Raw genomic sequence first — 25535 nt, 5'->3', positions numbered from 1 at the left:
TTCCCGGGGCGTCGGCAGGCTGTTCGGGAGCCCCGCCGCTGCCTGCTGGTCGAGGAGGCCCGCAGGGGCCTATCGAGACCCGCCGCCGTCAGCAGCCGATGCGCGCCCTGTCAGAGCAGGCGCGCAAGCTGGTCGAGCGAGCCGATGCGGTGGACGCCGAGGGTGACCGCCTCCTCGGGCAGGGCGCGACGGTGCTCGGGGCCGCCGACGCGGTCGAGCCAGACGCCGCGGAGGCCGGCGCGGGCGGCGCCGATCGCGTCGGTGGTGAGCCGGTCGCCGACGTAGAGAGCCTCCTGGGCAGCGACTCCGAACCGCTCGCACGCGACCTCGAAGATGCGCGCGTCGGGCTTCGTGACCCCGACCTCCCCGGAGGCGACGAGGCGCTCGATCCGCGGCGTGAGGCCCAGCTGCTCCACCTTGTTCTGCTGGAAGTCGAGATCGCCGTTGGTGATGACGCCGATCCGCACCCCGGAGGCGTCCAGAGCGTCGAGCGTCGGCAGGGCGTCGTCGTGCAAGGTCCAGTTGGCCACGTAGTGCTCGAGGTAGGCCGCGAACCACGCGCTCGCCTCCTCGGGCGACAGGTCGACGCCCGACTCCGCAGCGAACGCGGTCGCCCGGGCCCGGCGCTGTCCCTCGTAGTCGAGCTCGCCGGCGAGGTAGCGGTGGTAGTGCTTCTCCTCGAGCTCGTACCAGCGCCGCTGCACGTCCTCTCGAGCCGCCGTGTAGGGCGCCCCGAGTGCCGAGACCCGGTCGACGATGCCCTCGCGCACCGCGTGAGCGTGCGCGAAGAGGGTGTCGTCGAGATCGAAGAGGGCGACGCGGATGCTCACGTCAGCGGGTGCGGCGGAGGAAGCCGACGCGCTCGTAGGCCGCGGCGAGCGTGCGCTCCGCGGTCTCGGAGGCGCGGTCGGCCGCGCGGGAGAGCATGCGGTCGAGCTCGGCCGGGTCGGCGAGCAGCTCGGCGGTGCGCGCGCGGATCGGGTCGAAGGTCGCCGCGACGACCTCGACGAGACCCTTCTTGAGGTCGCCGTAGCCGCGCCCGGCGTACTCCTGCTCGAGCGACTCGACGGTGCGCTCGGCGAGCACGGAGTAGATCGTGAGCAGGTTCGAGACGCCGGGCTTCTCGGCGCGGTCGAACCGCACCTCCGACTCGGTGTCGGTCACGGCGCGCATGATCTTCTTCGCGGTGACCTTCGGCTCGTCGAGCACGCTGAGCAGTCCCGCGTCGGACTCCGCCGACTTCGACATCTTCGCGCCGGGGTTCTGCAGATCGTAGATCTTCGCGGTCTCGCGGGTGATGTGCGGCTCCGGGATCGTGAAGGTCTCACCGAACCGCGAGTTGAAGCGCGCGGCGAGGTCGCGGGTCAGCTCGAGGTGCTGCCGCTGGTCCTCGCCGACCGGGACGGCGTCGGTCTGGTACAGCAGGATGTCGGCCGCCATGAGGATCGGGTAGGTGAAGAGGCCGACCGAGGCCGCCTCCGTGCCCTGCTTGGCCGACTTGTCCTTGAACTGCGTCATGCGGCTCGCCTCGCCGAAGCCGGTGAGGGTGTTGAGCACCCACGCCAGCTCGGCGTGCGCCGGCACGTGCGACTGGATGAACAGCGTCGACCGCTCCGGGTCGATGCCCGCCGCGATGTACTGGGCCGCGGTGGCGCGGGTGCGCTCGCGCAGCTGCTCCGGGTCCTGCGGAACGGTGATGGCGTGCAGGTCGACGACGCAGAAGTAGGCGTCGAACGTCTCCTGCATCGCGATCCACTGCGTGAGCGCGCCGATGTGGTTGCCGAGGTGCAGCGAGCCGGAGGACGGCTGCATGCCGGAGAGGATGACGGGCTTGGCGCCCGGGGTGCTGGGGGTCATCGAAGGCCTCGAGGTGTCGGGTTCGCAGCGGTGGGGCCGCGGGGGAGGGAGAGGGTCAGAGGGCGTAGTCGACGACCACGGGAGCGTGGTCCGACCAGCGGGTGTCGTACGCGTCCGCCCGGTCGACCTCGTAGGAGCGGGCGAGCTCGGCGAGCGCGGGCGTGGCGAGCTGGTAGTCGAGGCGCCAGCCGGTGTCGGTGTCGAACGCCTGGCCGCGCTGCGACCACCACGTGTAGGGGCCGGGAACCTCGCCGGCGAAGCGACGGCCCAGGTCGACCCAGCCGAAGCCTCCGCCGGCGTTGTAGTCGTCGTCGCCCTCGGCGCCGACGAACTCGTCGAAGTAGGCGCGCTCCCGGGGCAGGAAGCCGGCCTTCTTGACGTTGCCCTTCCAGTTCTTGATGTCGAGGGTGCGGTGGCCGACGTTGAGGTCGCCCATCACGACGGCGAGCTCGTTGTGCTCCTGCAGCTGCGGCAGGCGCTCCTTCATGGCGTCGAGGAACTTGTACTTCTCGACCTGCTTGGGGGTGTCGACCTCGCCCGAGTGCACGTAGGTCGAGACCACGGTGATCGTGCGGTCGCCCACCTCGTAGTCGGCCTCGAGCCAGCGGCCGGCGGAGTCGAAGTCCTCGGCTCCGAACGACACGCGGTGGATCGCGGCGCGGTTGCGCGAGGCGAGCGCGACTCCGGCACGGCCCTTCGCCGTGGCCTCGTCGTGCAGCACGTCCCATTCATCGCCGAGGAGCCCGGTCAGGTCGTCGGTGGAGGCGCGGACCTCCTGCAGGGCGAGGATGTCGACGTCGCGCGCGGCGAGCCAGTCGCCCATGCCCTTGCGGTAGGCGGCGCGGACGCCGTTCACGTTGACGGTGGCGATGCGGAGAGGCTTGCGAGTCACCGTGTCAGTCTATTTGGAGCAGCCGACACTGCTCCTCCGGGGCGGTTCCCGCTCGCCGCGGACGACGAGCACAGCCGGCGGTCCCACTGCTGCCGTCCCTCTCGGAGAAGAAGGGGCGACAGCGGGTGGGACCGCCGGCAGGACCGCTCAGGACGGTCGTTCGGGGAGTCGGCCGATCAGACGGCGACGGCGCGGGCCGCGGCGGGCTCCGGTACCTCGGCGACGACCGGGGCGCGCTTGATGCTCTTCGCGATGATGACGCAGATCGCGGTGACGACCATTCCGACGAGGATCGCGACGAGGTAGAGCAGCGGCTGGCCGACGAGGCCGGTCACCCAGATGCCGCCGTGCGGGGCCCGGAGGGTCGAGCCGAACAGTGCGACGAGCGCGCCGGTCACGGCCGATCCGATCATCGCCGAGGGGATCACGCGGAGCGGGTCGACCGCCGCGAACGGGATGGCCCCCTCCGAGATGAAGGACGCGCCGAGCAGGTACGCCGCCTTGCCGTTCTGGCGCTCCGCGTCGGTGAAGAGGCGCTTGCGCAGCGAGGTCGCGAGAGCGAGGCCCAGCGGAGGGGTCATGCCCGCGGCCATGACGATCGCCATGACCTTGAACTGCACCGAGTTCGGATCGCCGTCGGCAGGCACGGAGGCGAGACCGGTGGTCGCGAAGGCGTAGGCCACCTTGTTGACCGGGCCGCCCATGTCGAACGCCATCATCAGCCCGAGGATGATGCCCAGGATGATCAGGTTGCCGCCCGAGAGGCCCGAGAGCCAGGCCGACAGGCCCTCGCTCAGCGCACGCAGGGGAGCGCCGAGGACGACGAACATCAGGAAGCCGGTGATGAAGGTCGCGATCAGGGGGATGATCACGACGGGCATCAGCGACTTGAACGCCGCCGGCAGCTTGATGCGCGAGATGTAGAGCGCGGCGTAGCCCGCGATGAAGCCGGAGGCGAGTCCGCCGAGGAAGCCGGCGCCGACGGTGACCGCCACCGCGCCGCCGAGGAATCCGGGCGCGATGCCGGGGCGGTCGGCGATGCCGAAGGCGATGAAGCCCGAGAGCACGGGGACCAGGAACGCGAACGTCGCGCCTCCGATCAGGAACATCACGCCGGCCCAGTCGGTGATGTTGAAGGCGTCGAAGCCGTTGTCGATGATCTGCTGCGGCGTGAAGCTGACGATCTGGTATCCGCCGAAGAGGAAGGACAGCGCGATCAGCAGACCGCCCGCCGCGACGAACGGGATCATGTACGAGACACCGGTCATCAGGTTCTGGCGGATGCGCGTGCCGACGCCGACCTTCTTCGGTGCGGCGGCGGGCGCGGGTGCGGCGGCGGCTCGGGTGGGAGCGGCACCGGCCGGCTTCGCGGAGCGCAGCGCGAGAGCACGGTCGAGCACCTCGTCGGGCTTCGCGAGCGCCTCGGCGACGCCGACCTGGAGGATCGGCTTGCCGGCGAAGCGGTCCTTGCCGCGCACCTCGAGGTCGGCGGCGAGGATCACGACGTCGGCCGCGGCGATGTCGCCCGCGGTCATCTCCTCGGAGCCGGCGGCGCCCTGGGTCTCGACGTGGATCGGGTAGCCGCGCTTCTTCGCGGCCTGCTCGAGCGCCTCCGCCGCCATGTAGGTGTGCGCGATGCCGGCGATGCAGCTGGTCACCGCGACGAAGCGGGGGGCGTCGGAGGAGGCGGCGGGAGCCGCGGCGGGCGCGTCCTGCACCGTCGCGACGGCGCGGTCGATGACCTCCGCTGCCTTGGCGAGCGCCTCCGAGGTGCCGACCTCGAGGGTCGGCTTGCCGGCGAAGCGCTCCTTGCCGCGGACCTCGAGGTCGGCGGCGAGGATCACGACGTCGGCGTCGGCGATCGTCTGGTCGGACATGGGGTCGGAGCCGGCCGCGCCCTGGGTCTCGACCTGGATCTCGTAGCCCTTCTTCTTGGCGGCCTGCTCGAGAGCCTCGGCCGCCATGTAGGTGTGGGCGATGCCGGCGATGCAGCTGGTGACGGCGACGATCCTCATGACACGACGACCTCTCTGGCGATGATGTCCGCGACCTCCTGGCCGCTGGTCGCGGCGCGGAGGGACCCGGTGAAGGACTCGTGGATCAGCTTCCGGGCGAGCTGGGCGAGGATCTTGAGGTGGGCCTGGTCGGCGCCGTCGGGCGCGGCGATCAGGAAGATGAGGTCGGCGGGGCCGTCGGGGGCGCCGAAGTCGACACCCTGCTTCGCGATGCCCACGGCGACGCTCGGCGAGACGACGTGCGACGAGCGGGCGTGGGGGATCCCGATGCCGCCGGGCATGCCGGTGGCCATCTGCGCCTCGCGGTCGCGGACGTCGGCCAGGAAGCCGTCGAGGTCGGTGACGCGGCCGGCGTCCGCGAGAGTCTTCGCGAGCTGTGCGGTGGCCTCGTCCTTCGTGGCGGCGGTGAGGTCGACGATGACCGTCGACGCCTCGGTGAGAGCAGTCATGCGCTCAGTTCTCCAATCGGGAGGTGGGAATCGGGGTTCTCGACGACGGTGACGTCGCCGAGGCGGAGGGAATCGGGTCCCGGGGCTTCGCTGCCCGGGAGCTGGACGGCGGCGGTGCCCCAGGCGACGGCGGTCGCGAGACGCTCCGCCTCCGTGGCGTCGGTCGCCGACAGGTAGCCCGCGAGCGTGCTGTCGCCGGCGCCGACGGTCGAGAGGGGGACCACGGCGGGGGCGCCCGCCCACCACGACGACTGCGTCGTGACGAGGAGGGCGCCGTGCTCGCCGAGGCTGACGAGCGCTCGCGCGTCCGGGAGCTTCAGCAGGGCACGGGCTCCCGCGACGACGTCTCCGACCGTCGGCAGGGAGCGGCCGAGGAGCTCCTCGAGCTCCTCGAGGTTGGGCTTCACCAGGGTGGCGGTGCCGGCCGCGATGATCGCGGTCAGCGGGGCACCCGAGGTGTCGACGGCGAGCGGGACGCCGAAGTGCAGGGCGAGCCGGCCGAGGGCCGGGTAGAAGTCGTCGCCGAGCCCGGGAGGCACGCTGCCGCACGCGACCAGCCAGCGCGGGGCGCTGACGACGTGGTCGCAGATGAGCTGCGAGAGGGCCTTGGCCTCCTCCGGGGTCACGGCGGGGCCGGGCTCGTTGATCTTGGTGGTGCGACCGGTGCGGTCGTCGACGACGGTGATGTTGGTGCGGATGGGCTGCGCGATGGAGGCGCTGGCCGAGCGCACGCCGGCCGCCTCGAGCATCGTCGACAGGTCGAGACCGGTGGAGGCGTCGGCCGGGTAGACCGCGGTGGCCTCGACTCCGTTGCGGGCGAGGGCGCGGGCGACGTTGACGCCCTTGCCCGCGGGGTCGCGGCGCACGTCGTGCGCGCGGTTGACCTCGCCGAGGGTGAAGCCGCTGGTCGACAGGGTGACGTCGATGCTGGGGTTGGCGGTGACGGTGACGATCATGCGCGGACGACCTCCGGGCCGGCCGACTCGATGTCGTCGGCGAGCTCGTCGTCGACTTCGCGATCGGTGATGACGGTGTCGACCGCGGACAGCGGGGCGACGTGCCCGAAGTCCTGGCGGCCGAACTTCGAGTGGTCGGCGAGGACGACGACGCGTCGCGCGGAGGCGATGATCGCGGTCTTGACGACGGCCTCGTCGAGGTCGGGGGTGGTGAGCCCGCGCTCCCGGCTGATGCCGTTGGTGCCGATGAAGGCGACGTCCACCGAGACGGAGGCGATCGCCTGGGTGACCCAGGGACCGACCGCGGCCTGCGTGACTCCGCGCAGGTGGCCGCCGAGGAGGTGGAGATCGATGTTGGGCCGGCCGACGAGCGCCATCGCGACGGGGAGGGAGTGGGTGACGACCGTCAGCCGGCGGTCCAGGGGGAGCAGCTCTGCGAGGCGGACCGTGGTGGTCCCGGCGTCGATGGCGATCGATCCGCCGTCGGGGACCTCGGCCAGGGCGGCGGTCGCGATGCGGTCCTTCTCGGCGGCGAGGTGGCCCTCGCGGGCGGCGACCTCGGGCTCGATGCCGAGCCGCTCGACCGGGATCGCGCCTCCGTGGGCCCGGCGCAGCAGGCCGCGCTTCTCGAGGCTCGTGAGATCGCGGCGGATGGTCTCGGGCGTGACCGCCAGGGACTGCGCGAGGTCGCGGACCTCGACCCGCCCGTCCGAGCGGGCACGGTCCAGGATCGCCTGGTGCCGCTCCGGTGCGTACATGTGGACTCCGTCGTCTCGCCGTGATGATGCTCGCGATCCGCGGTGTCGTTGCCGACCTCGGATCTGCGTTTACATCTTTTTAGACCCGTTCGTGTGGGAAGTCAACACAAACGGACAAGTCCGACGGGCATCGGACTGCGCGAGATCACGCGGCGGGCTGGTCGAGCTCCTCCTCGAGCCGCGCCAGCTGCTTCTCGAGTCGCCGGCGCTTGAGCAGCGAGGCCTCGGGCAGCGCCGAGCGCAGTCGTTCGCGCTCGGCCTCGGCGAGCGTGCGGCGGGCGGCTCGCAGCTGCTCCTGCTGCTCGCGCTCCCGCTCCTCCGGTGTCAGCTTGCGGGCGGAGATGCCCGCGTCGCTCATCCCCACCGAGATCCACGAGGCGACGATCAGCACGACCTGGCAGACGAGGTTGAACCAGATCAGCAGACCGATCAGCACGGCGAAGGAGGCGAGCAGCGGGTTCCGCGAGGCGCCCCCGAGCAGCTGCGTCCCGAGGATCTTCAGGGCGCCCAGGGCGACGCCGCCCATCAGGGCGCCGACCCAGAGGTTCTTCCACGGGATCGGGATGCCGGAGAGGATGCGGAAGGACCCCGCGAGGGTCGCCGTGTCGAGCGCGAGCATGATCACGAGACCGATCGCGGTACCGGCGACCTTGCTCAGAGCCGAGTCGCTCCCGATGCCGAGGAAGTCGAACGCCACGTCGAGGAAGGAGGTGGAGAAGACCGACAGCGCCGCCGAGACGAGCAGTACCGCGCTGAAGACGAGGGCGAGCCCCGCATCCTTGAGCTTGAGGAGCACGAAGAGCGTGGTCGGGCCGGGGAGCGTGAACAGGATCCGCACCGCCTGGCGCAGGCTCCCGAGGAAGTTGAGGGCCGTCCAGAGCAGGCCCGCGGCGGCGATGACTCCGGTCCAGCCGAGGATGGACGAGTCGAGCAGCGTGTCGATCGAGACCAGCGAGCCCTCGCCCTCGCCGATCAGCCCGGGAACGGACCGGGTGAGGAGGCCGAGCAGCGACTCCCGGATGATCGGGTTGTCGCGCACCCAGAAGCCGAAGACGGCGAAGAAGACGAACAGCGCGGCGAAGACGGCGAACAGCGCCTGGAACGCGAGCCCGGAGGCGAACAGCGGCCCGCCCGTCTCGGAGTAGTGCAGGAACACGCGCATCGGCCGGGTGCTCATGAGCCGCTCGAACAGCGCCGGGATGCCGCGCGGTGTCTCGGTCGCCGCCTCCGTCATGGCTCCAGCGTAGGGCCGCCCGCCGCCGGTCGCGGCGCACGTGCTGGCCACCGACTCCGGCTCGTGGAATCACGTTCGGCTCGCAGAATCCGGCGGTTCTGACGAGCCGAGGGTGTTTCCACGAGCCGAGCCTGGATCCGGGGGACCTCCGGCTCGTCGAACGAGGTTCGGCTCGCAGAATCCGGCGGTTCTGACGAGCCGAGGGTGTTTCCACGAGCCGAACCTGGATCCGGGGGACCTCCGGCTCGTCGAAGCACCTTCGGCTCGCGGAATCCGGCGGTCCTGACGAGCCGAGGGTGTTTCCACGAGCCGGAGGTGGCGGCTCAGCGCGGGCGGCCGCGGAGGAGCACCGCGACGATGCCGTCGAGGGTGTGGGGCCAGTCGTGCATCACGTCCGCGTAGGTGAGTCGGAGGGGTGTGTACCCGAGCTCCGCCGCTACGCGATCGCGGTGGCGGTCCCTCTGGTACGACCGCTGGTCGTCGTGCCAGGCGCGACTGTCGATCTCGAGGATCAACCACCCGTCGATGACGATGTCGACTCGTCCGAGGCCCGGGACCTCGACCTGCAGTTCGCACCCGATCCCTCCGAAGTGCAGCCGCACGCGCGTGATCGACTCCGTCCCCGCCTCCGCCCGGGCGTCGACGAGCGCAGCGAGACCGACGAAGCGACGAGGCAGAGCACGGATGACTCGTTCCAGCTGATCGGCGCCGATGAGGCGCAGGTGCAGGCACGAGTCGATGACGGCGATCGCGTACTCGAGCGGTTGGCACAGTACGACGAGCGCGAGGGCCTCCTCGCGTGTCGTCCGGATCGAGCGGTACTCAGCCTCCCGGACCCGGTGACTCCAGTGGGTGACGATGTCGGAGTCGAGGGCGTGCGGCCGAGGGCGTGAGCTCGAGGTGAGCGCGAGGTGCAGGCGGTCGTCCGGAGGACGGAAGGCACCGGCCTCGGCGAGCAACGAGATGCAGGTCAGGGAGCCGCAAGCGTCGGCCGCGCGCAGCTCCTCGTCGGAAGCGCCCGGCGAGGCGTACCAGCCCCGCCGGATCCGCTTCAGTGCGCCACGGCGCACTGCTGTCGGAGCATCGACTCCGATGGCTCGTAGATACCCGATGTGGTGCACGCCGTACTGCATGCGCCGACTCTGGCGGCGCCGGCACCTTCGTGGCTCGCGCGCTCTCTGTTCCGGGGACAGATGAGGAGCGAAGCTCCTGTGGAGGAACCTCAACACCATCTCCGGCTCGCGGAAACACGTTCGGCTCGTCGAATCCGAGGATTCTGACGAGCCGAAGGTGCTTCTGCGAGCCGAGGGTGATCAGGCGCGGCCGCGGATGACCGCCTGCTTCACCTCGGCGATCGCCTGCGTGATCTGGATGCCGCGCGGGCACGCCTCCGTGCAGTTGAAGGTCGTGCGGCAGCGCCACACGCCCTCCTTGTCGTTGAGGATGTCGAGGCGCGCGCCACCCGCGTCGTCGCGCGAGTCGAAGATGAAGCGGTGCGCGTTGACGATGGCGGCCGGGCCGAAGTACTGCCCGTCGGTCCAGAACACCGGGCACGACGAGGTGCACGCGGCGCAGAGGATGCACTTGGTGGTGTCGTCGAAGCGGGCGCGGTCGGCGACCGACTGCACGCGCTCCTTGCCCTTGGGCGCCGGGGTGTTGGCGATCAGGAACGGCTGCACCTCGCGGAACGACGCGAAGAACGGCTCCATGTCGACGACGAGGTCCTTCTCGAGCGGCAGGCCCTTGATCGCCTCGATGTAGATCGGCTGCGAGATGTCGAGATCCTTGATCAGCGTCTTGCAGGCCAGGCGGTTGCGGCCGTTGATCCGCATCGCGTCCGAGCCGCAGATGCCGTGCGCGCACGAGCGGCGGAAGGTGAGCGAGCCGTCCTGGTCCCACTTGATGCGGTGCAGGGCGTCGAGGACGCGGTCGGTCGAGAACATCTCGACGTCGAAGTCCTGCCAGCGCGGCTCGGCGTCGACCTCGGGGTCGAAGCGGCGGATGATGAAGGTGACGGTGAACGCCTCCGGTGCCGCGGGGGCCGCGGAGGGCTGCTCGAGGGTAGCGGTCGACATGGCTAGTACTTCCTCTCCATCGGCTGATACCGGGTGATCACGACGGGCTTCCAATCGAGGCGGATGTGGTCGCCCGCATCGGAGGAGTGGGCGTCACCGGAGAGGTACGCCATCGTGTGCTGCATGTATCCCTCGTCGTCGCGCTTGGGGAAGTCGTCGCGCATGTGACCGCCACGGCTCTCCTTGCGGTTGCGAGCGGAGTAGACGACGACCTCGGCGAGGTCGAGCAGGAAGCCCAGCTCGACGGCCTCGAGGAGGTCGGTGTTGAAGCGCTTGCCCTTGTCCTGCACCGAGATGTTGCGGAACCGGTCGCGGAGGCGCTGGATCGTGTCGGTGACCGACTTCAGCGACTCGTCGGTGCGGAACACCTGCGCGTTCTTGTCCATCTCGTCCTGCAACTCCTTGCGGATCGAGGCGATCCGCTCGGTGCCGGTGGCGGAGCGGAGCGAGGTGAGCATCTCGCGGATCGCACCGGCCGGATCGGCGGGCAGGGGAGTGAAGTCGATGGTCTTGGAGTAGTCGGCGGCGTTGTTGCCGCTGCGCTTGCCGAAGACGTTGATGTCGAGGAGCGAGTTGGTGCCCAGGCGGTTGGAGCCGTGCACCGAGACGCACGCGCACTCGCCGGCGGCGTAGAGGCCGGGGACGACCGTGGTGTTGTCCGAGAGGACCTCCGCCTTCACGTTCGTCGGGATGCCGCCCATCGCGTAGTGCGCGGTCGGCATCACGGGCACCGGCTCGACGACCGGGTCGACGCCGAGGTAGGTGCGGGCGAACTCGGTGATGTCGGGCAGCTTCGTCTCGAGCACCTCGGCGCCGAGGTGCGTGCAGTCGAGCAGCACGTAGTCCTTGTGCGGGCCCGCACCGCGCCCCTCCGCCACCTCCTGGACCATGCAGCGGGCGACGATATCGCGCGGCGCGAGGTCCTTGATGGTGGGGGCGTAGCGCTCCATGAAGCGCTCACCGGAGGCGTTGCGCAGGATCGCCCCCTCGCCTCGCGCTCCCTCCGTGAGGAGGATGCCGAGCCCGGCGAGTCCGGTCGGGTGGAACTGGAAGAACTCCATGTCCTCCAGCGGCAGGCCCTTCCGCCAGATGATGCCGACGCCGTCGCCCGTGAGGGTGTGCGCGTTGGACGTCGTCTTGTAGATCTTGCCGAAGCCGCCGGTGGCGAAGATGATCGCCTTCGCCTGGAACACGTGGAGCTCACCGGTCGCGAGCTCGTAGGCGACGACGCCGGACGGCTTCTTCACTCCGTCGACCTCGGTCATCACGAGGTCGAGCACGTAGAACTCGTTGTAGAAGTTGATGCCGAGGCGGACGCAGTTCTGGAACAGCGTCTGCAGGATCATGTGGCCCGTGCGGTCGGCCGCGTAGCAGGCCCGGCGCACCGGGGCCTTGCCGTGGTCGCGGGTGTGACCGCCGAAGCGGCGCTGGTCGATCTTGCCGTCCTCGGTGCGGTTGAACGGGAGGCCCATGTTCTCGAGGTCGATGACCGCGTCGATGGCCTCCTTCGCGAGGATCTCCGCCGCGTCCTGGTCGACGAGGTAGTCGCCGCCCTTGACGGTGTCGAAGGTGTGCCACTCCCAGCTGTCCTCCTCGACGTTGGCGAGGGCGGCGGCCATGCCGCCCTGCGCCGCTCCCGTGTGGGAGCGCGTCGGGTAGAGCTTCGAGATCACGGCGGTCTTCGCCTTCGGACCGGCCTCGATGGCCGCCCGCATCCCGGCACCGCCGGCGCCGACGATCACCACGTCGAACTGGTGGTAGTGGACGCCGTCGGGGCCGACGGTCTGCGTGAAGGCGCTCTGGTCTGCGCCGCCGTGGGTGTGGCCTGGTGTGCTCACTGGGGAGATGCTCCGATGTGCGGGAAGGGAGGGACGTGGACGGGAGTGGCGCGGCTCGACGGGGTCAGGCCGAGCAGAACGACGCCAGCAGCGACGGGTCTGCGCCGGGCGGGCACGGGTCGAACGCGAAGACGACCCAGGTGCCCAGGACGATCAGCGAGACGACCGCGACGAGGATGCCGCCCTTGAAGGCACGGGCCAGCAGCGGCGACGTGGCGTAGTCGTTGACCAGCGTGCGCATGCCGTTGCCGCCGTGGATCAGCGCGAGCCACAGCATCAGGACGTCCCACCACTGCCAGAACGGGTTGGCGAGCTTGCCGCCCACGAACCCGAAGTCGATGGCCTTGATGCCGTCGCCGAGGAGCAGGTTGAAGATCAGGTGCCCGAAGATCAGGACGATCAGCACGATGCCGGAGGCGCGCATGTAGATCCATCCCCACTTCTCCCAGTTGGTGCCGGAGGAGCGGGTCGGAGTGTGGGGGGTTCGCGGGGAAGCGACGGTGCTCACTGGGACCTCACTCGCTGAAGACGTTGATCAGGTGGCGGGGTGCGAAGCCGAGCATCAGCACGACCCACAGGCCGATGACGACCCAGAACAGCACGCGCTGGTTGCGGGTCGCCCAGCTCCAGAAGTCGACCAGGATGATCCGCAGGCCGTTGAGGGCGTGGAACGCGATCGCTCCCACGAGACCCGTCTCGCCGAGACCCATGATCGGGTTCTTGTACGTGCCGATGACCGCGTTGTAGGCCTCGGGGCTCACGGCGATGAGAGCCGAGTCGAGGACGTGGACGAGGAGGAAGAAGAAGATGGCGACACCGGTGATGCGGTGGAGCACCCACGACCACATGCCTTCGCGACCGCGGTAGAGGGTGCCGGCCGGACGCCGGATCTTCCCCTGCTTCCGGGGTGCGAGGGTCTGAGCAGCTTGAACTGACACGGACAACCCTCCCTGGTTGTGGACTCCTTCGGCCTGACCTGATCCGCGTCTCGGAGGCGCGGGCGGGGCGGGGGAGCGCGAGGAACTCGCCTTCGAATTCTAGGCGGCCCCACAGACATCCGCGGCTTAGGCGAGCCTTAGCTGCGGGGTGCCATCGCGGCGGCGGCGCCGGCCGTCTCGTAGTGCAGCAGCAGCTCGTCGGTGAGTGCGCTCCAGGTGCGGTGCAGCACCCGGCGCCGGCCCGCCTCGCCCAGGCGGGCGCGGAGCCCCGGGTCGCGGACGAGCCGCTCCACCTGCCTCCGCAGGTCCGAGTCGCTCTCGGGCGCGTAGAGGAGCCCGTCGACGCCGTGCTCGATGAGGTCGGTCGGCCCGCCGGCGTGCGGCGCGACCACCGCGGTGCCCGAGGCCTGCGCCTCCTGGACCGTCTGGCCGAAGGTCTCCTCCGTGCCGGTGTGCACGAAGACGTCGAGCGCCGCGAAGGTGGCGGGCAGTCGTTCGCCGTCGAGTCGCCCGAGCATCCGCGCCTGCGTCCCGAGGCGCGAGGCGACGCGGGCGGAGGAGGGGCCGTAGCCGCCGACGACGATCTCGGCTCCCGGGAGCGAGGTGAGGGCCGAGAGCCTCTCGACCCGCTTCTCCGGCGAGATCCTGCCGATGTAGCCCACGAGAGCGTCCCCGTCGGGGAGTGCCGCTCGCAGATCGAGCGCGTAGGGGGAGGAGCGCATCCGCGGGTGGAACCGGTCGCTCTGCACTCCGCGCCCCCAGAGCGCGGTGCGCTCGATGCCGGCGGCGGCGAGGTCGTCGAGCGCGCTGCTCGAGGGGGCGAGCGTCAGGTCGGCTCCGGCGTGGATCTGCCGGATCACCTTCCAGGCGAGTGCGCGGGCCCCGCGGATGCCGTAGCGGGCGGCGAAGCGGGCGACATCGGTCTGGTAGATCGCGACGCTGGGCACTCCCAGCCGGCCCGCGGAGGCGATGGCGCGTGCCCCCAGTAAGAAGGGGGAGGCGACGTGCACGACGTCGGGTGCGAAGTCGGCGAGCTCGCGGGTCAGAGCGAGGGTCGGGATGCCGACCGGGAAGTCGCGGTAGGCGATCGCGGGGTGCTCCACGACGCGGTGCCCCGCGTAGGAGGCGGGCGCTCCCGCGGCGGGGCAGACCACCAGCGCCTCGATGCCGCGCGCCGCGAACTCGTCGAGCACCCGCAGGACGCTCGTGGTCACTCCGTTCAACGACGGAAGGAAGCTCTCGGTGACGACCGCGACTCTCACGCTCGGGACGCTACGGGGCCCGTGTGAACGACGGCGCGCGGCCGGGTGAACGGACGGTCTCCCTCGGGTGCCCTTGTATCCTGCGGACATGACACCACCTGAGACCGATGGCCGCGCCCCGCTCGACCGCTTCTACAGCGTGATCCCCGCCGGGGGGATCGGGTCGAGGCTGTGGCCGCTGTCGCGGGCCGACGCGCCGAAGTTCCTGCACGACCTGACGGGCTCGGGCCAGACCCTCCTCCGCGACACCTGGGACCGTCTCGCGCCGATCTCGGGTGCGGACCGGATCATGGTGGTGACGGGCCGTGCGCACCGCGCCGCGGTCGAGGAGCAGCTCGAGCACCTCGAGGACCTCAACGTCGTCCTCGAGAGCGAGCCCCGCGACTCCTCCGCCGCGATCGGCCTCGCCGCCGCGATCCTCGAGCGCCGCGAGCCCGGAGTGATCATCGGCTCCTTCGCCGCCGACCACGTCATCAGCGGCCAGCCGCTCTTCCACGACGCCGTCGCCGAGGCGGTCGTCGCCGCCGACGCCGGCTACATCGCGACCATCGGCATCACGCCCACCGAGCCCGCTGTCGGCTTCGGCTACATCCGCACCGGCGACCACCTCGGCATCGAGGGCGCCGCGCACACGCTCGCCGTCGACTCCTTCGTCGAGAAGCCCGACGCCGACACGGCCCGCGAGTACGTGGCGAGCGGTCAGTACCTCTGGAACGCGGGCATGTTCATCGCCCGCGCCGACCGCCTCCTCGAGGAGCTCGGCCGTTCGAAGCCGAAGCTGCTCGCGGGTCTCCTCGAGCTCGCGGAGGCGTGGGACACCCCCGAGCGCGGCGCGGTCGTCGACCGCATCTGGCCGGGCCTGGAGAAGATCGCGATCGACTACTCGGTCGCCGAGCCGGCGGCCGCGGCGGGCAAGCTCGCCGTGATCCCCGGGCACTTCTCGTGGGACGACGTGGGCGACTTCGCCTCCATCGCCAAGCTGCACGCGAGCGGTCTGCGCTCCGACCTCGCGATCCTCGGCGAGGACGTCCGGGTCCTGGCGGACTCCGCGACCGGCATCGTCGTCAGCGGCGGCAACCGCCTCATCGCCCTGATCGGCGTGAAGGACATCGTCGTCGTCGACACCCCCGACGCCCTCCTGGTGACGACGACCGAGAACGCCCAGAAGGTCAAGGGCGTCGTCGACGCCCTCCGCCTCTCGGGCCGCACCGACGTCCTCTAGCCCCACCCCACCTCCCGAAGCGCGGCCCTCCCCCCGGAGGCGCCGCGCTTCGCCGTTCCCGCCCCCGCCTCCCGCCCCCCGCCTCCAGCCCCCGACCGCGCGCAGCGCGGAGCTGTGCACCTGTCCGGCACCCGATCGCGCGCAGCGCGGAGTTGTGCACCTGTCCGGTACCCGATCGCGCGCAGCGCGGAGTTGTGCACCTCTCCGGCACCCGATCGCGCGCAGCGCGGAGCCCTGCACCTGCCCAGCCCCCGATCGCGCGCAGCGCGGAGTTGTGCACCTGTCCAGCACCCGATCGCGCGCAGCGCGGAGCACACCGCGACCCGTGCTGTTGTGCGCCCTGACGGGTCGGCGTGCTGAGGTGTGCCGCTCAAGGAAGAGGGCGCGATCGGGAATCGCGTGCCAGCGATTCCCGCCAGCCCGACGCAGGACGCTCCACCCACCCGCCCCCCTCCCCGAGCCGACCGCGGCGGAGGAGGCGCTCGCGCCTCCTCCGCAAGATCAACACTGTGTAACGCTTCCGGAGATGGGCCTCAGGGGCGGCTGAGCATTCCGTCACACTCTGTAACGTGAGGGCATCGACGCCTGCTGCGCTGGTCGCGCGGGCTGAATCTTGGAGGACGAATCTTGACTATCACCACGCGTAAGGCTGCGTTCGGCGGTCTCGCCGCTCTGGGCGTCACCGCGCTTCTCGCCGGTTGCGCCTCCGCCCCCGAGGAGAGCGACTCGAGCGCTGCCGCCGGCGGCGACTTCCTGCCCTGCATGGTCTCGGACGCGGGCGGGTTCGACGACAAGTCGTTCAACGAGCTCGGCTACAACGGCCTCACGAAGGCGTCCGAGGAGCTCGGCGTGACGCCGAAGACGGTCACCTCGGAGTCCGAGACCGACTACGCGCCGAACATCACGAGCCTCGTCGATCAGGGCTGCAACCTGATCATCACCGTCGGCTTCGCGCTCGCCGAGGCCACGTCGGCCGCGGCGGAGGAGAACACCGACATCGACTTCGCGATCATCGACGACGCGTCGATCGATCTGCCGAACGTCAAGCCGATCACCTTCGACACCTCGCAGTCGGCGTTCCTCGCCGGCTACGCGGCCGCCTCGTACTCGAAGACCGGCGTCGTCGGCACCTTCGGTGGCGCGCAGTACCCGACCGTGACCATCTTCATGGACGGCTTCGCGGACGGCGTGAAGTACTACAACGAGCAGAAGAGCGCCGACGTCAAGGTCGTGGGCTGGGACGTCGACGCGCAGACCGGTTCGTTCACCGGAGGCTTCGCCGCCGGTGTCGAGGCCAAGTCGGCCGCGCAGTCGCTGATCGACCAGAACGCCGACGTCATCCTCCCCGTCGGCGGGCCGATCTTCCAGTCCGCGATCGAGGCGATCCGCGACTCCGGCAAGGAGATCGCGATGGTCGGTGTCGACGCAGACCTCTACGAGACCTACCCGGACGGCGCCGACCTGTACCTGACCTCCATCCTCAAGGGGATCGAGGCGGGCACGTCCGATGTGACGAGCTCCGCGGGCGCCGACGCGTTCGACGCGACCCCGTACGTGGGCACGCTCGAGAACGACGGAGTCGGCATCGCGCCGTTCCACGACTTCGAGTCCAAGGTGTCGGCCGACCTGCAGGGCGAGCTCGACAGCATCAAGGAGGGCATCATCGACGGCTCGATCACCGTCGAGTCGCCGTCGGCTCCGGCCGCCTCCTAGCGGCAGCCGCCAGAGGCCGGTCGGCCCGAGAGCATCTCGGAGCCGGCCGGCCTCTGGCGTTCGAGCGGGGCGCCTCCACAGGCATCCGCTCCGCGATCACTCCCCGTGCCGCTCCCTCCGGCGGCCGTACCGCCCGCGCCGAAGTTAGATTGGTCCCATGAAGCTCGAACTCCGGGGCATCACGAAGCGCTTCGGCGCACTCGTGGCCAACGATCACATCGATCTCACCGTCGAACCCGGTGAGATCCACTGCCTCCTCGGCGAGAACGGCGCGGGCAAGTCGACGCTCATGAACGTGCTCTACGGCCTGTACCAGGCCGAGGAGGGCGAGATCCTCCTGGACGACGTGGTCCAGAGCTTCTCGGGGCCGGGTGACGCCATGAAGGCGGGCATCGGCATGGTCCACCAGCACTTCATGCTCGTCCCCGTGTTCTCGGTCGCCGAGAACGTCATGCTCGGTCACGAGCAGACCCGGGCGGGCGGGCGTCTCGACCTCGCCGCGGCCCGCGCGCGGGTCCGCGAGATCTCCGATCGCTTCGGCTTCGACGTCGATCCCGACGCGATCGTCGAGGACCTCCCCGTCGGCGTGCAGCAGCGGGTCGAGATCATCAAGGCCCTCTCGCGCGACGCCCGCGTCCTCGTGTTCGACGAGCCGACGGCCGTGCTGACTCCGCAGGAGACCGACGAGCTGATCGCGATCATGCGCCAGCTGCGCGCGTCGGGGACCGCCATCGTCTTCATCACCCACAAGCTGCGCGAGGTGCGCGAGGTCGGCGACCGCATCACCGTCATCCGTCTCGGCAAGGTGGTCGGCGAGGCCTCTCCCACGGCGAGCAACGCCGAGCTCGCCTCGCTCATGGTCGGCCGTGCCGTCGAGCTGACGGTGCAGAAGGAGCCGGCCCGCGCCGGCGACGAGGCTCTCGTCGTCAGCGCTCTGACCGTCCGTGACGCGAACGGGCAGGCCGTCGTCGACGACGTCTCCTTCGAGGTGCGCCGCGGCGAGATCCTCGCCATCGCCGGTGTCCAGGGCAACGGTCAGACCGAGCTCGCCGAGGCGATCATGGGGCTTCAGGAGCGCGTCGAGGGCTCGGTGACCCTCGACGGCAAGCGGCTCGACGGTCTCACCGTCCGCCGCGTGCTCGACTCCGGAGTCGGCTTCGTCCCCGAGGACCGCACCGAGGACGGTCTCGTCGCCGAGTTCACGATCGCCGAGAACCTCATGCTCGACCGCAGCGACGGCGGCCCCTTCGTCAAGGGGCTCAGCCTGCGGCTGAAGGACCTCGACCGCTTCGCCGAGGAGCGCGTGCGCGAGTTCGACGTGCGCGCCCAGGGCATCGGCACCCACGTGGGCCGTCTCTCCGGCGGCAACCAGCAGAAGGTCGTGCTCGCCCGCGAGCTCAGCCGCGAGCTGCGACTGTTCATCGCGGCGCAGCCCACCCGCGGCATCGACGTCGGCTCGATCGAGTTCGTGCACAAGCGCATCGTCGAGACGCGCGACACCGGCGTCCCCGTGATCGTCGTGTCGACGGAGCTCGACGAGGTCGCGGCGCTCGCCGACCGCATCGCGGTCATGTACAAGGGCGGGATCATCGGCATCGTCCCCGCCGACACGCCCCGGGAAGTCCTGGGACTCATGATGGCCGGGCAGTCGCCCGCCGAGAAGGGAGCGGCGGCGTGAGCGACGCGCAACTGCCGTCGGTCGACCCCGACGCCGAGTCCGAGAAGGCGCCCGGTCTGGAGCCGGGTCAGAAGCCCGGGCAGGAGGCGCGCCCCGGCCCGATCGAGAGCGGCGCGTCGCGGGTCCTGCGCGAGATCCTGTCGGGCACCGCGCTCATGTCGGTGCTCGCCGTGCTGCTGTCGCTGATCGCGGGCGGTGTGCTCATCGCCGCCACCGACAAGGACGTGCAGGCCGCCTCCGGCTACTTCTTCGCCCGCCCGCTCGACACGCTGCAGGCGGTCTGGCAGTCGGTCGCCGGTGCGTACTCGTCGCTGTTCCAGGGCTCGGTCTACAACTTCCGCCGCGACGGCTTCGCGAACGGCATCAAGCCGCTGACCGACACGCTCGCGTTCGCCACTCCGCTGATCGCGGGCGGCCTGGGCGTGGCCCTGGCGTTCCGTGTCGGCCTGTTCAACATCGGCGGTCGCGGCCAGATGCTGATCGCGGCGGCCTGCGCCGGCTGGGTCGGCTTCTCGTTCGATCTGCCGTGGGGCGTCCACCTCGTCATCACGCTCGCCGCGGGCATCCTCGGCGGGGCGCTCTGGGGCGGCCTGGTCGGACTGCTGAAGGCGCGGACCGGGGCGCACGAGGTGATCCTCACGATCATGCTCAACTACGTCGCCTTCTACTTCGTGTCCTACCTCCTGCGCACACCCGGTGCGCTGCAGGCCCCGGGCTCGAACAACCCGAAGTCGCCGGGTATGAAGGAGACGGCGGTCTTCCCCGACCTGCTCGGCTCCGGGTACTCGCTCACCCTCGGCTTCGTCTTCTCGATCCTCGCGACCGTGTTCGTCTGGTGGCTCCTCACCCGGTCGAGCATCGGCTTCAAGTTCCGCGCGGTCGGCGAGAACCCGCACGCGGCCCGCGTCGCCGGCATCGACGTCAAGGGCAGCTACGTGTGGGCCATGCTCCTCTCGGGCGGACTCCTCGGCCTCGCCGGGAGCGCGCAGGTGATGGGCACCGTGACCACGGGCTTCACCTCGGGCATCGACGCCGGCATCGGCTTCGACGCCATCACCGTCGCGCTGCTCGGCCGCTCTCGTCCGTGGGGCGTCTTCTTCGCCGGGATCCTGTTCGGCGCCTTCAAGGCCGGCGGGTACTCGATGCAGGCCGCCGAGGGTGTGCCGATCGACGTCGTCCTCGTCGTGCAGTCGCTCATCGTCCTCTTCATCGCGGCGCCGCCCCTGGTCCGCGCCATCTTCCGCCTCCCGACGCCCGGGGTCGCCCCGAAGCGCCGTGCGAAGCGCCGCACCTCGGAGGTGTCCGCGTGACCGCCGTGACCGCCTCCGCCGCGCCCTCGCGCGTCGCGATCCGCAGCTGGAAGGCCCCGATCGCGTTCGGCGTCTTCGCGCTGCTCGCCGTCGTGCTCTTCGTGCTCCTCGGGCGCGACGGCACGAGCTCGTTCCGCCTCGCCGCCGGAAACGACTTCTTCGCGCTGCCCGACATCCCGTTCCCGACCCGGGCGACCGGGATCGTCGTGGCCCTCGTCACGGTCGGGCTGACGGTCCTCGCGTTCCTCATGGCGCGGGCCGCGCGAAAGATTCCTCTCTGGCTGTCGACCGTGTTCGCGCTGGTGTTCCTGATCGGCTTCCTCGTGTGGGCCTCGGCGGGGGCGACACTGCCCGTCTCCGGCCTCCTGCTCGGCACGGTCGGTCTCGCCACTCCGCTGATCTTCGGGTCGCTCGGCGGAGTGATCTCGGAGCGGGTCGGAGTCGTCAACGTCGCGATCGAGGGCCAGCTGCTCGCCGGCGCCTTCACCGCGGCGATGGTCGGCTCTCTGACCCGTCAGCCCGTCCTCGGGCTCCTCGCCGCGATGCTGGCGAGCGTGCTGGTCTCGTTCGTGCTGGCCGCCTTCGCGATCAAGTACCTGGTCGACCAGGTGATCGTCGGCGTCGTGCTCAACGTGCTGGTCACCGGGCTCACGAGCTTCCTCTACTCGCAGGTGCTCACGGCCGACGCGACGACCTTCAACTCCCCGGTCAAGTTCGACCGGCTGCCGATCCCGGTCCTGAGCCAGATCCCGATCGTCGGAGCGGTGCTCTTCAACCAGACGGTCATCGTCTACCTGATGTACTTCGCGATCTTCGCGGTGTGGTGGGGTCTCTTCAAGACCAAGTGGGGCCTGCGCCTGCGCGCCGTCGGCGAGCACCCCCAGGCCGCGGACACCGTCGGCATCGACGTCGCGCGCACCCGGTTCTGGAACGTCTCGCTCGCCGGAGCGATCGCGGGCGTCGGCGGCGCGTACTACACCCTCGACGCCGTCGGGGCCTTCGGCAAGGAGATGACGGCCGGCGCGGGCTTCATCGCGCTCGCCGCGGTCATCTTCGGGCGGTGGGACCCGATCCGAGCGACACTCGCCTCGCTGCTGTTCGGCTTCGCGACGAACCTGCAGAACGTGCTCGGCGTCATCGGCTCGCCGGTGCCGAGCGAGTTCATGCTCATGCTGCCGTACGTGGTCACGATCTTCGCGGTCGCCGGCCTCGTCGGTCAGTCGCGCGGCCCGGCCGCCGCCGGCAAGCCGTACCTGAAATCCTGAGAGGAGTCGTCGTGACCGACATCGACTGGGAGGCGCTGCGTGCCGCGGCCCTCGACGCCATGGGCCGGGCCTACGCGCCGTACTCGAACTTCCCCGTGGGCGCCGCGGCGCTCGTCGACGACGGGCGGGTGATCTCGGGCTGCAACGTCGAGAACGCCTCCTACGGGATCGGGCTCTGCGCCGAGTGCGCGCTCGTCTCCTCCCTCCACATGACGGGCGGAGGCCGCCTCGTCGCCTTCACGTGCGTCGACGGCAACGGCGCCACGCTCATGCCGTGCGGGCGCTGCCGCCAGCTCCTCTTCGAGCACTCGGCCGACGGGATGGTCCTCGAGACCGTCTCCGGGCTGCGGACGATCGACGAGGTCATCCCCGACGCGTTCGGCCCGCGCACCCTGCAGGCGTACGCGGGGGAATGACCCCCGCCGCCGACCACCCGAACCGGAGGACCCCATGACCGGCACCACCGCCCCCGTCGAGAGCTTCGACGCCGTCGACATCATCCGCACCAAGCGCGACCGAGGCAGCCTCTCGACCGCCGAGATCGACTGGCTGATCGACGCGTACACCCGCGGCTACGTCGCCGACGAGCAGATGGCCGCCTTCGCGATGGCCGTCCTGCTCAACGGCATGGACCGCGACGAGATCCGCGACCTCACCCTCGCGATGATCGCGAGCGGGGAGCGGATGCACTTCGACGGCCTCGGCAAGCGCACCGTCGACAAGCACTCCACGGGCGGAGTGGGCGACAAGATCACCCTCCCGCTGATGCCCCTCGTCGCCTCCTTCGGCGTGGCCGTGCCGCAGCTGTCCGGTCGCGGCCTCGGCCACACGGGCGGCACCCTCGACAAGCTCGAGGCGATCCCCGGCTGGCGCGCCGAGCTCGGCAACGACGAGATGTTCGAGCAGCTGCGCACGGTCGGAGGCGTGATCTGCGCCGCCGGCTCCGGCCTCGCTCCCGCCGACAAGAAGCTCTACGCGCTGCGCGACATCACCGGCACCGTCGAGGCCATCCCGCTGATCGCGTCGTCGATCATGTCGAAGAAGATCGCGGAGGGGACCGACGCGCTCGTCCTCGACGTCAAGTTCGGCTCGGGCGCCTTCATGGTCGACATCGAGCGCTCGCGCGAGCTCGCGCGCGCGATGGTCGACCTCGGCAACGACGCGGGCGTGAAGACGACCGCGCTCCTGACCAACATGAACGTGCCGCTCGGTCTCGCGATCGGCAACGCGAACGAGGTGCGCGAGTCCGTCGAGGTGCTCGCGGGCGGCGGTCCGGCCGACATCCGCGAGCTCACTCTCGCGCTCGCCCGCGAGATGCTCGCCCTCGCCGGGCTGCCCGACGCCGACGTCGAGGGCGCGCTCGACGGAGGAGCCGCCATGGACACCTGGCGTGCCGTCATCCGCGCTCAGGGCGGCGACCCGGACGCGGCGCTGCCCGTCGCCCGCGAGACCCACGTGGTCGTCGCGGAGCGGGACGGTGTCCTGGTCGAGCAGAAGGCTCTGCCCTTCGGCATCGCGGCCTGGCGCCTCGGTGCGGGCCGGGCGCGGCAGCAGGACGCCGTCCAGCACGCTGCGGGCATCGACCTGCACGCGAAGCCGGGCGACCGCGTGCGCGCCGGCGAGCCGCTCTTCACGCTGTCCGCCGACGAACCGGCCCGGTTCGAGCGCGCGCTGGGTGCCCTCGAGGGCGCCTACCGGATCGGCGACGAGGGCGACACCGTCCTCGACGGCGGCCCGCTGGTCGCCGAGCGCATCGCCTGAGCCGATCTGGCGAGCCGGACACCACCCCGGACGCGACCGCCGGGTGAGGCCGGGCGGCCGAAGCCCTAGGGTGGTCGGCGAGCCGTCGACCTGAGGAGCACCGTGACCGACACCACCGAGGAGTACCTCCTTCCGGGCGAGGGGATCCTCATCGACGACCTGCCCAAGGTCTCGCTGCACGACCACCTCGACGGCGGTCTCCGCCCCGAGACGATCGTCGAGCTCGGCACAGCGGCGGGACTCCCGCTGCCCGCCGCCGACCCCGAGTCGCTGCGGGCCTGGTTCACCACGACCGCCGACTCCGGCTCGCTCGTCGACTACCTGGCGACCTTCGAGACCACGATCTCGGTCATGCAGACCGCGGCGTCGCTCGAGCGCGTCGCGCGCGAGTTCGTCCTCGACCTGGCGGCCGACGGAGTCGTCCACGGCGAGGTGCGCTGGGCACCCGAGCAGCACCAGCGCGAGGGCCTCACCCTCGATGCCGCCGTCGAGGCGGTGCAGGAGGGGATCCAGCAGGGAGTCCAGGAGGCGGCCGTCCACGGGTCGCGGCTGCGGGTCGGACAGCTGATCACCGCCATGCGCCACACCGACCGCTCGCTCGAGATCGCCGAGCTGGCGCTCCGCCACCGCGAGCGCGGCGCGGTCGGCTTCGACATCGCGGGGGCGGAGGCGGGCTTCCCGGCGTCGCTGCACCGTCCGGCGTTCGAGCTCCTCGCCGCCGCGCACTTCCCGGCCACGGTCCACGCCGGTGAGGCGGACGGGCTCGACAGCATCCGCTCCGCACTGCTCGACGGCCGCGCACTCCGGCTCGGGCACGGCGTGCGGATCGCGGAGGACATCCACATCGAGCGTCAGGACGACGACGCGAGCTACGTCACGCTCGGCGAGCTGTCCGAGTGGGTCAAGGACCGCGAGATCGCGCTCGAGCTGAGCCCGTCGTCGAACCTGCAGACCGGCGCGGTCGCCGCGTGGGGCACCGAGCTCGAGGACCACCCCTTCGACCTGCTCTACCAGCTCGGCTTCCGCGTCACCGTGAACACCGACAACCGGCTGATGAGCGGCACCAGCCTCAGCCGCGAGCTCGCTCTGCTGTCGGACGCGTTCGGCTACGACCTCGACGACCTCGAGGTCTTCCAGCTCAACGCCGCGCACGCCGCGTTCCTGCCGCTCGATGAGCGCCGCGACCTGATCGAGACGATCAGCGCCGGCTTCGAGGCGGCCTGACCGTGCCGCTCGACGCGCTCTCCGACGACGCCATCGCGCTGCGGCACCCCGCCGCCAGCTGGCGCGAGGCCGTCCTCGAGGCGGGGCGCGCCCTCGAGCGCAGCGGAGCCGTCGACCCGGCGTACTCGCGCCGCATGGTCGAGCAGATCGACGTGCTCGGTCCCTACATCGTCATCGCACCGGGCCTCGCGCTGGCCCACGCCCGCCCGGGCAACGACGTCCTCGCCGACGGGCTCTCGGTCGTGACCCTCGCCGAGCCCGTCGCCTTCGGCCACACGACCAACGACCCCGTGTCGGTCGTCATCGGCATCGCCGCGACCCGGGCGCACGGACACGTCGGGTTCATCTCGGGGCTCGCCGACGTCCTCAGCCGACCCGATGCGATCGGCGCCCTGGCCGCGGCCAGGACACCCCGCAGCATCAACGCCGTCCTCACGGGCGACGCCCCCGACCACGGAGGAAGCTCATGAAGATCATCACGCTCTGCGGAGCCGGCATCGGCACCTCGGCCATCCTGAAGCTCGGCGCCGAACGCGCGCTCGAAGCCCTCGATCTCGAAGCGGAGGTGATCGCCTCCGACCTCGCCTCGGTCGACGCCCTCGCCGCCGACGCCCAGGTCATCCTGACCTCGGGCGAACTCGTCGACCGCATCGGCCGGACGTTCGCCGAGATCGTCGTCATCGACAACTACCTCGACCAGACCGAGATCACGGCGAAGATCGAGAAGGCGCTCGGCTGACTGTGCTCTCTTCTGAGCCGCTCCCTGCGCGGCTCAGCGCGGTCGGCTCGTCGAGGTGGTGCGTTCCGTGGAGCGAGTCGCGTCGCGCGGCCTCGAAACGCTGACACGCGTTTCTCGTTCGGCGCGCTCCACCCTGCGCTCGGGAGCGCTGCTGGCGCCGCCTGCGGCCAGGGAAGCCTCGACCCGTGCCTGCTGATCGAGTAGCCCGCGCAGCGGGCGTATCGAGATCCACCGGCGTCAGGAGGAGGAGCTGCGAGCTCGCCGTCCTGGCGAAGGTGGCGTCTCGATACGCCGCTGTGCGGCTACTCGACCAGCAGGCTCGGGACCGGGTCCTGCCAGAGGCGCCGCC

Annotated in this window: 24 protein-coding genes; 10 read left to right on the top strand and 14 right to left on the bottom strand. The window is 70.7% G+C overall.

All coding sequences use genetic code 11. The features are described from left to right. Positions 1–110 precede the first annotated feature (110 nt). The 14 genes from GSU68_RS12460 to GSU68_RS12395 form a co-directional block, all read right to left on the bottom strand. On the bottom strand, positions 111–830 hold the full coding sequence (locus GSU68_RS12460) for an HAD family hydrolase (protein ID WP_159908794.1): 720 nt from the start codon (positions 828–830) through the stop codon (positions 111–113). Position 831: 1 nt separating this feature from the next. After that, on the bottom strand, positions 832–1857 hold the full coding sequence (gene trpS / locus GSU68_RS12455; RefSeq protein WP_159908792.1) for a tryptophan--tRNA ligase: 1026 nt from the start codon (positions 1855–1857) through the stop codon (positions 832–834). Positions 1858–1912: 55 nt separating this feature from the next. Beyond that, a complete protein-coding gene (locus tag GSU68_RS12450; RefSeq protein ID WP_159908773.1) occupies positions 1913–2749 on the bottom strand; it encodes an exodeoxyribonuclease III in 837 nt (278 codons plus the stop codon). 176 nt (positions 2750–2925) lie between these two features. Next, a complete protein-coding gene (locus GSU68_RS12445) occupies positions 2926–4764 on the bottom strand; it encodes a PTS fructose-like transporter subunit IIB (RefSeq protein WP_159908771.1) in 1839 nt (612 codons plus the stop codon). Beyond that, entirely contained in the window at positions 4761–5213 is a 453-nt protein-coding gene (locus tag GSU68_RS12440; protein WP_159856791.1) for a PTS sugar transporter subunit IIA, read from the bottom strand. Before GSU68_RS12440 ends, GSU68_RS12445 begins: the two co-directional genes overlap by 4 nt. Then, positions 5210–6169 (bottom strand): 1-phosphofructokinase family hexose kinase, encoded by a 960-nt coding sequence (locus GSU68_RS12435; protein WP_159908769.1) that lies wholly within the window; start codon positions 6167–6169, stop codon positions 5210–5212. Before GSU68_RS12435 ends, GSU68_RS12440 begins: the two co-directional genes overlap by 4 nt. Beyond that, positions 6166–6927 carry a DeoR/GlpR family DNA-binding transcription regulator gene (locus tag GSU68_RS12430; RefSeq protein WP_159908767.1) on the bottom strand — a complete coding sequence of 254 codons (762 nt, stop codon included), beginning with the start codon at positions 6925–6927 and terminating at the stop codon, positions 6166–6168. The genes GSU68_RS12435 and GSU68_RS12430 overlap by 4 nt, the downstream gene beginning before the upstream one ends. Positions 6928–7072: 145 nt before the next feature. Further along, positions 7073–8161 (bottom strand): YihY/virulence factor BrkB family protein, encoded by a 1089-nt coding sequence (locus GSU68_RS12425; RefSeq protein WP_159908765.1) that lies wholly within the window; start codon positions 8159–8161, stop codon positions 7073–7075. 323 nt (positions 8162–8484) lie between these two features. After that, the gene (locus GSU68_RS12420; RefSeq protein WP_159908763.1) at positions 8485–9294 is read right to left on the bottom strand and encodes a hypothetical protein; all 810 of its coding nucleotides are present in this window, start codon (positions 9292–9294) and stop codon (positions 8485–8487) included. A gap of 180 nt (positions 9295–9474) precedes the next feature. Next, positions 9475–10236: a succinate dehydrogenase iron-sulfur subunit gene (locus GSU68_RS12415; RefSeq protein WP_159908761.1), complete on the bottom strand. Its 762-nt coding sequence runs from the start codon at positions 10234–10236 to the stop codon at positions 9475–9477. 2 nt (positions 10237–10238) lie between these two features. Then, positions 10239–11981, bottom strand: coding sequence for a succinate dehydrogenase flavoprotein subunit (sdhA, locus tag GSU68_RS12410; RefSeq protein ID WP_244259498.1), 1743 nt, complete (start codon positions 11979–11981; stop codon positions 10239–10241). Positions 11982–12138: 157 nt separating this feature from the next. Further along, complete coding sequence (locus GSU68_RS12405) at positions 12139–12582, bottom strand: succinate dehydrogenase hydrophobic membrane anchor subunit (RefSeq protein WP_159908757.1); 444 nt, start codon at positions 12580–12582, stop codon at positions 12139–12141. Between the two features lie 7 nt (positions 12583–12589). Further along, positions 12590–13012 carry a succinate dehydrogenase, cytochrome b556 subunit gene (gene sdhC / locus GSU68_RS12400; RefSeq protein WP_279631035.1) on the bottom strand — a complete coding sequence of 141 codons (423 nt, stop codon included), beginning with the start codon at positions 13010–13012 and terminating at the stop codon, positions 12590–12592. A gap of 137 nt (positions 13013–13149) precedes the next feature. Then, on the bottom strand, positions 13150–14274 hold the full coding sequence (locus tag GSU68_RS12395) for a glycosyltransferase family 1 protein (protein WP_159908755.1): 1125 nt from the start codon (positions 14272–14274) through the stop codon (positions 13150–13152). 88 nt (positions 14275–14362) lie between these two features. On the opposite strand from GSU68_RS12395, the gene GSU68_RS12390 reads away from it, so the two are divergent. The 10 genes from GSU68_RS12390 to GSU68_RS12345 all read left to right on the top strand — a co-directional run bounded on the left by GSU68_RS12390 (position 14363) and on the right by GSU68_RS12345 (position 25186). Beyond that, positions 14363–15496: a mannose-1-phosphate guanylyltransferase gene (locus GSU68_RS12390; protein WP_159908753.1), complete on the top strand. Its 1134-nt coding sequence runs from the start codon at positions 14363–14365 to the stop codon at positions 15494–15496. A gap of 627 nt (positions 15497–16123) precedes the next feature. Further along, complete coding sequence (locus GSU68_RS12385; protein WP_159908751.1) at positions 16124–17209, top strand: BMP family ABC transporter substrate-binding protein; 1086 nt, start codon at positions 16124–16126, stop codon at positions 17207–17209. Positions 17210–17366: 157 nt separating this feature from the next. Beyond that, positions 17367–18887: an ABC transporter ATP-binding protein gene (locus GSU68_RS12380; protein WP_159908749.1), complete on the top strand. Its 1521-nt coding sequence runs from the start codon at positions 17367–17369 to the stop codon at positions 18885–18887. A 56-nt stretch (positions 18888–18943) separates the two neighbouring features. Continuing rightward, positions 18944–20197 carry an ABC transporter permease gene (locus tag GSU68_RS12375; RefSeq protein ID WP_244259497.1) on the top strand — a complete coding sequence of 418 codons (1254 nt, stop codon included), beginning with the start codon at positions 18944–18946 and terminating at the stop codon, positions 20195–20197. Further along, complete coding sequence (locus GSU68_RS12370; RefSeq protein WP_208544565.1) at positions 20194–21462, top strand: ABC transporter permease; 1269 nt, start codon at positions 20194–20196, stop codon at positions 21460–21462. Before GSU68_RS12375 ends, GSU68_RS12370 begins: the two co-directional genes overlap by 4 nt. An 11-nt stretch (positions 21463–21473) precedes the next feature. Next, positions 21474–21878 carry a cytidine deaminase gene (locus GSU68_RS12365; RefSeq protein WP_159908747.1) on the top strand — a complete coding sequence of 135 codons (405 nt, stop codon included), beginning with the start codon at positions 21474–21476 and terminating at the stop codon, positions 21876–21878. A 34-nt stretch (positions 21879–21912) separates the two neighbouring features. Further along, positions 21913–23223 carry a thymidine phosphorylase gene (locus GSU68_RS12360; protein ID WP_159908745.1) on the top strand — a complete coding sequence of 437 codons (1311 nt, stop codon included), beginning with the start codon at positions 21913–21915 and terminating at the stop codon, positions 23221–23223. A 102-nt stretch (positions 23224–23325) separates the two neighbouring features. Next, positions 23326–24447 (top strand): adenosine deaminase, encoded by a 1122-nt coding sequence (locus GSU68_RS12355; RefSeq protein ID WP_159908743.1) that lies wholly within the window; start codon positions 23326–23328, stop codon positions 24445–24447. A 2-nt stretch (positions 24448–24449) separates the two neighbouring features. Then, on the top strand, positions 24450–24917 hold the full coding sequence (locus tag GSU68_RS12350; protein WP_159908741.1) for a PTS sugar transporter subunit IIA: 468 nt from the start codon (positions 24450–24452) through the stop codon (positions 24915–24917). Next, on the top strand, positions 24914–25186 hold the full coding sequence (locus tag GSU68_RS12345) for a PTS sugar transporter subunit IIB (RefSeq protein WP_159908739.1): 273 nt from the start codon (positions 24914–24916) through the stop codon (positions 25184–25186). The genes GSU68_RS12350 and GSU68_RS12345 overlap by 4 nt, the downstream gene beginning before the upstream one ends. Positions 25187–25535: the final 349 nt, after the last annotated feature.

Source organism: Rathayibacter sp. VKM Ac-2759 (assembly GCF_009834225.1).
In the GTDB taxonomy this organism is placed as follows: domain Bacteria; phylum Actinomycetota; class Actinomycetes; order Actinomycetales; family Microbacteriaceae; genus Rathayibacter.
The sequence above is the reverse complement of the archived record's forward strand: the minus strand, read 5'-3'. Positions and strand labels throughout refer to the sequence as shown.

Bases quoted from the DNA above. Each gene is read 5' to 3' on its own strand.
- trpS (WP_159908792.1), bottom strand. From the start codon at position 1,857: ATGACCCCCAGCACCCCGGGCGCCAAGCCCGTCATCCTCTCCGGCATG.
- GSU68_RS12445 (WP_159908771.1), bottom strand. From the start codon at position 4,764: ATGAGGATCGTCGCCGTCACCAGCTGCATCGCCGGCATCGCCCACACC.
- GSU68_RS12440 (WP_159856791.1), bottom strand. From the start codon at position 5,213: ATGACTGCTCTCACCGAGGCGTCGACGGTCATCGTCGACCTCACCGCC.
- GSU68_RS12435 (WP_159908769.1), bottom strand. From the start codon at position 6,169: ATGATCGTCACCGTCACCGCCAACCCCAGCATCGACGTCACCCTGTCG.
- GSU68_RS12430 (WP_159908767.1), bottom strand. From the start codon at position 6,927: ATGTACGCACCGGAGCGGCACCAGGCGATCCTGGACCGTGCCCGCTCG.
- GSU68_RS12425 (WP_159908765.1), bottom strand. From the start codon at position 8,161: ATGACGGAGGCGGCGACCGAGACACCGCGCGGCATCCCGGCGCTGTTC.
- GSU68_RS12420 (WP_159908763.1), bottom strand. From the start codon at position 9,294: ATGCAGTACGGCGTGCACCACATCGGGTATCTACGAGCCATCGGAGTC.
- GSU68_RS12415 (WP_159908761.1), bottom strand. From the start codon at position 10,236: ATGTCGACCGCTACCCTCGAGCAGCCCTCCGCGGCCCCCGCGGCACCG.
- GSU68_RS12390 (WP_159908753.1), top strand. From the start codon at position 14,363: ATGACACCACCTGAGACCGATGGCCGCGCCCCGCTCGACCGCTTCTAC.
- GSU68_RS12380 (WP_159908749.1), top strand. From the start codon at position 17,367: ATGAAGCTCGAACTCCGGGGCATCACGAAGCGCTTCGGCGCACTCGTG.
- GSU68_RS12360 (WP_159908745.1), top strand. From the start codon at position 21,913: ATGACCGGCACCACCGCCCCCGTCGAGAGCTTCGACGCCGTCGACATC.
- GSU68_RS12345 (WP_159908739.1), top strand. From the start codon at position 24,914: ATGAAGATCATCACGCTCTGCGGAGCCGGCATCGGCACCTCGGCCATC.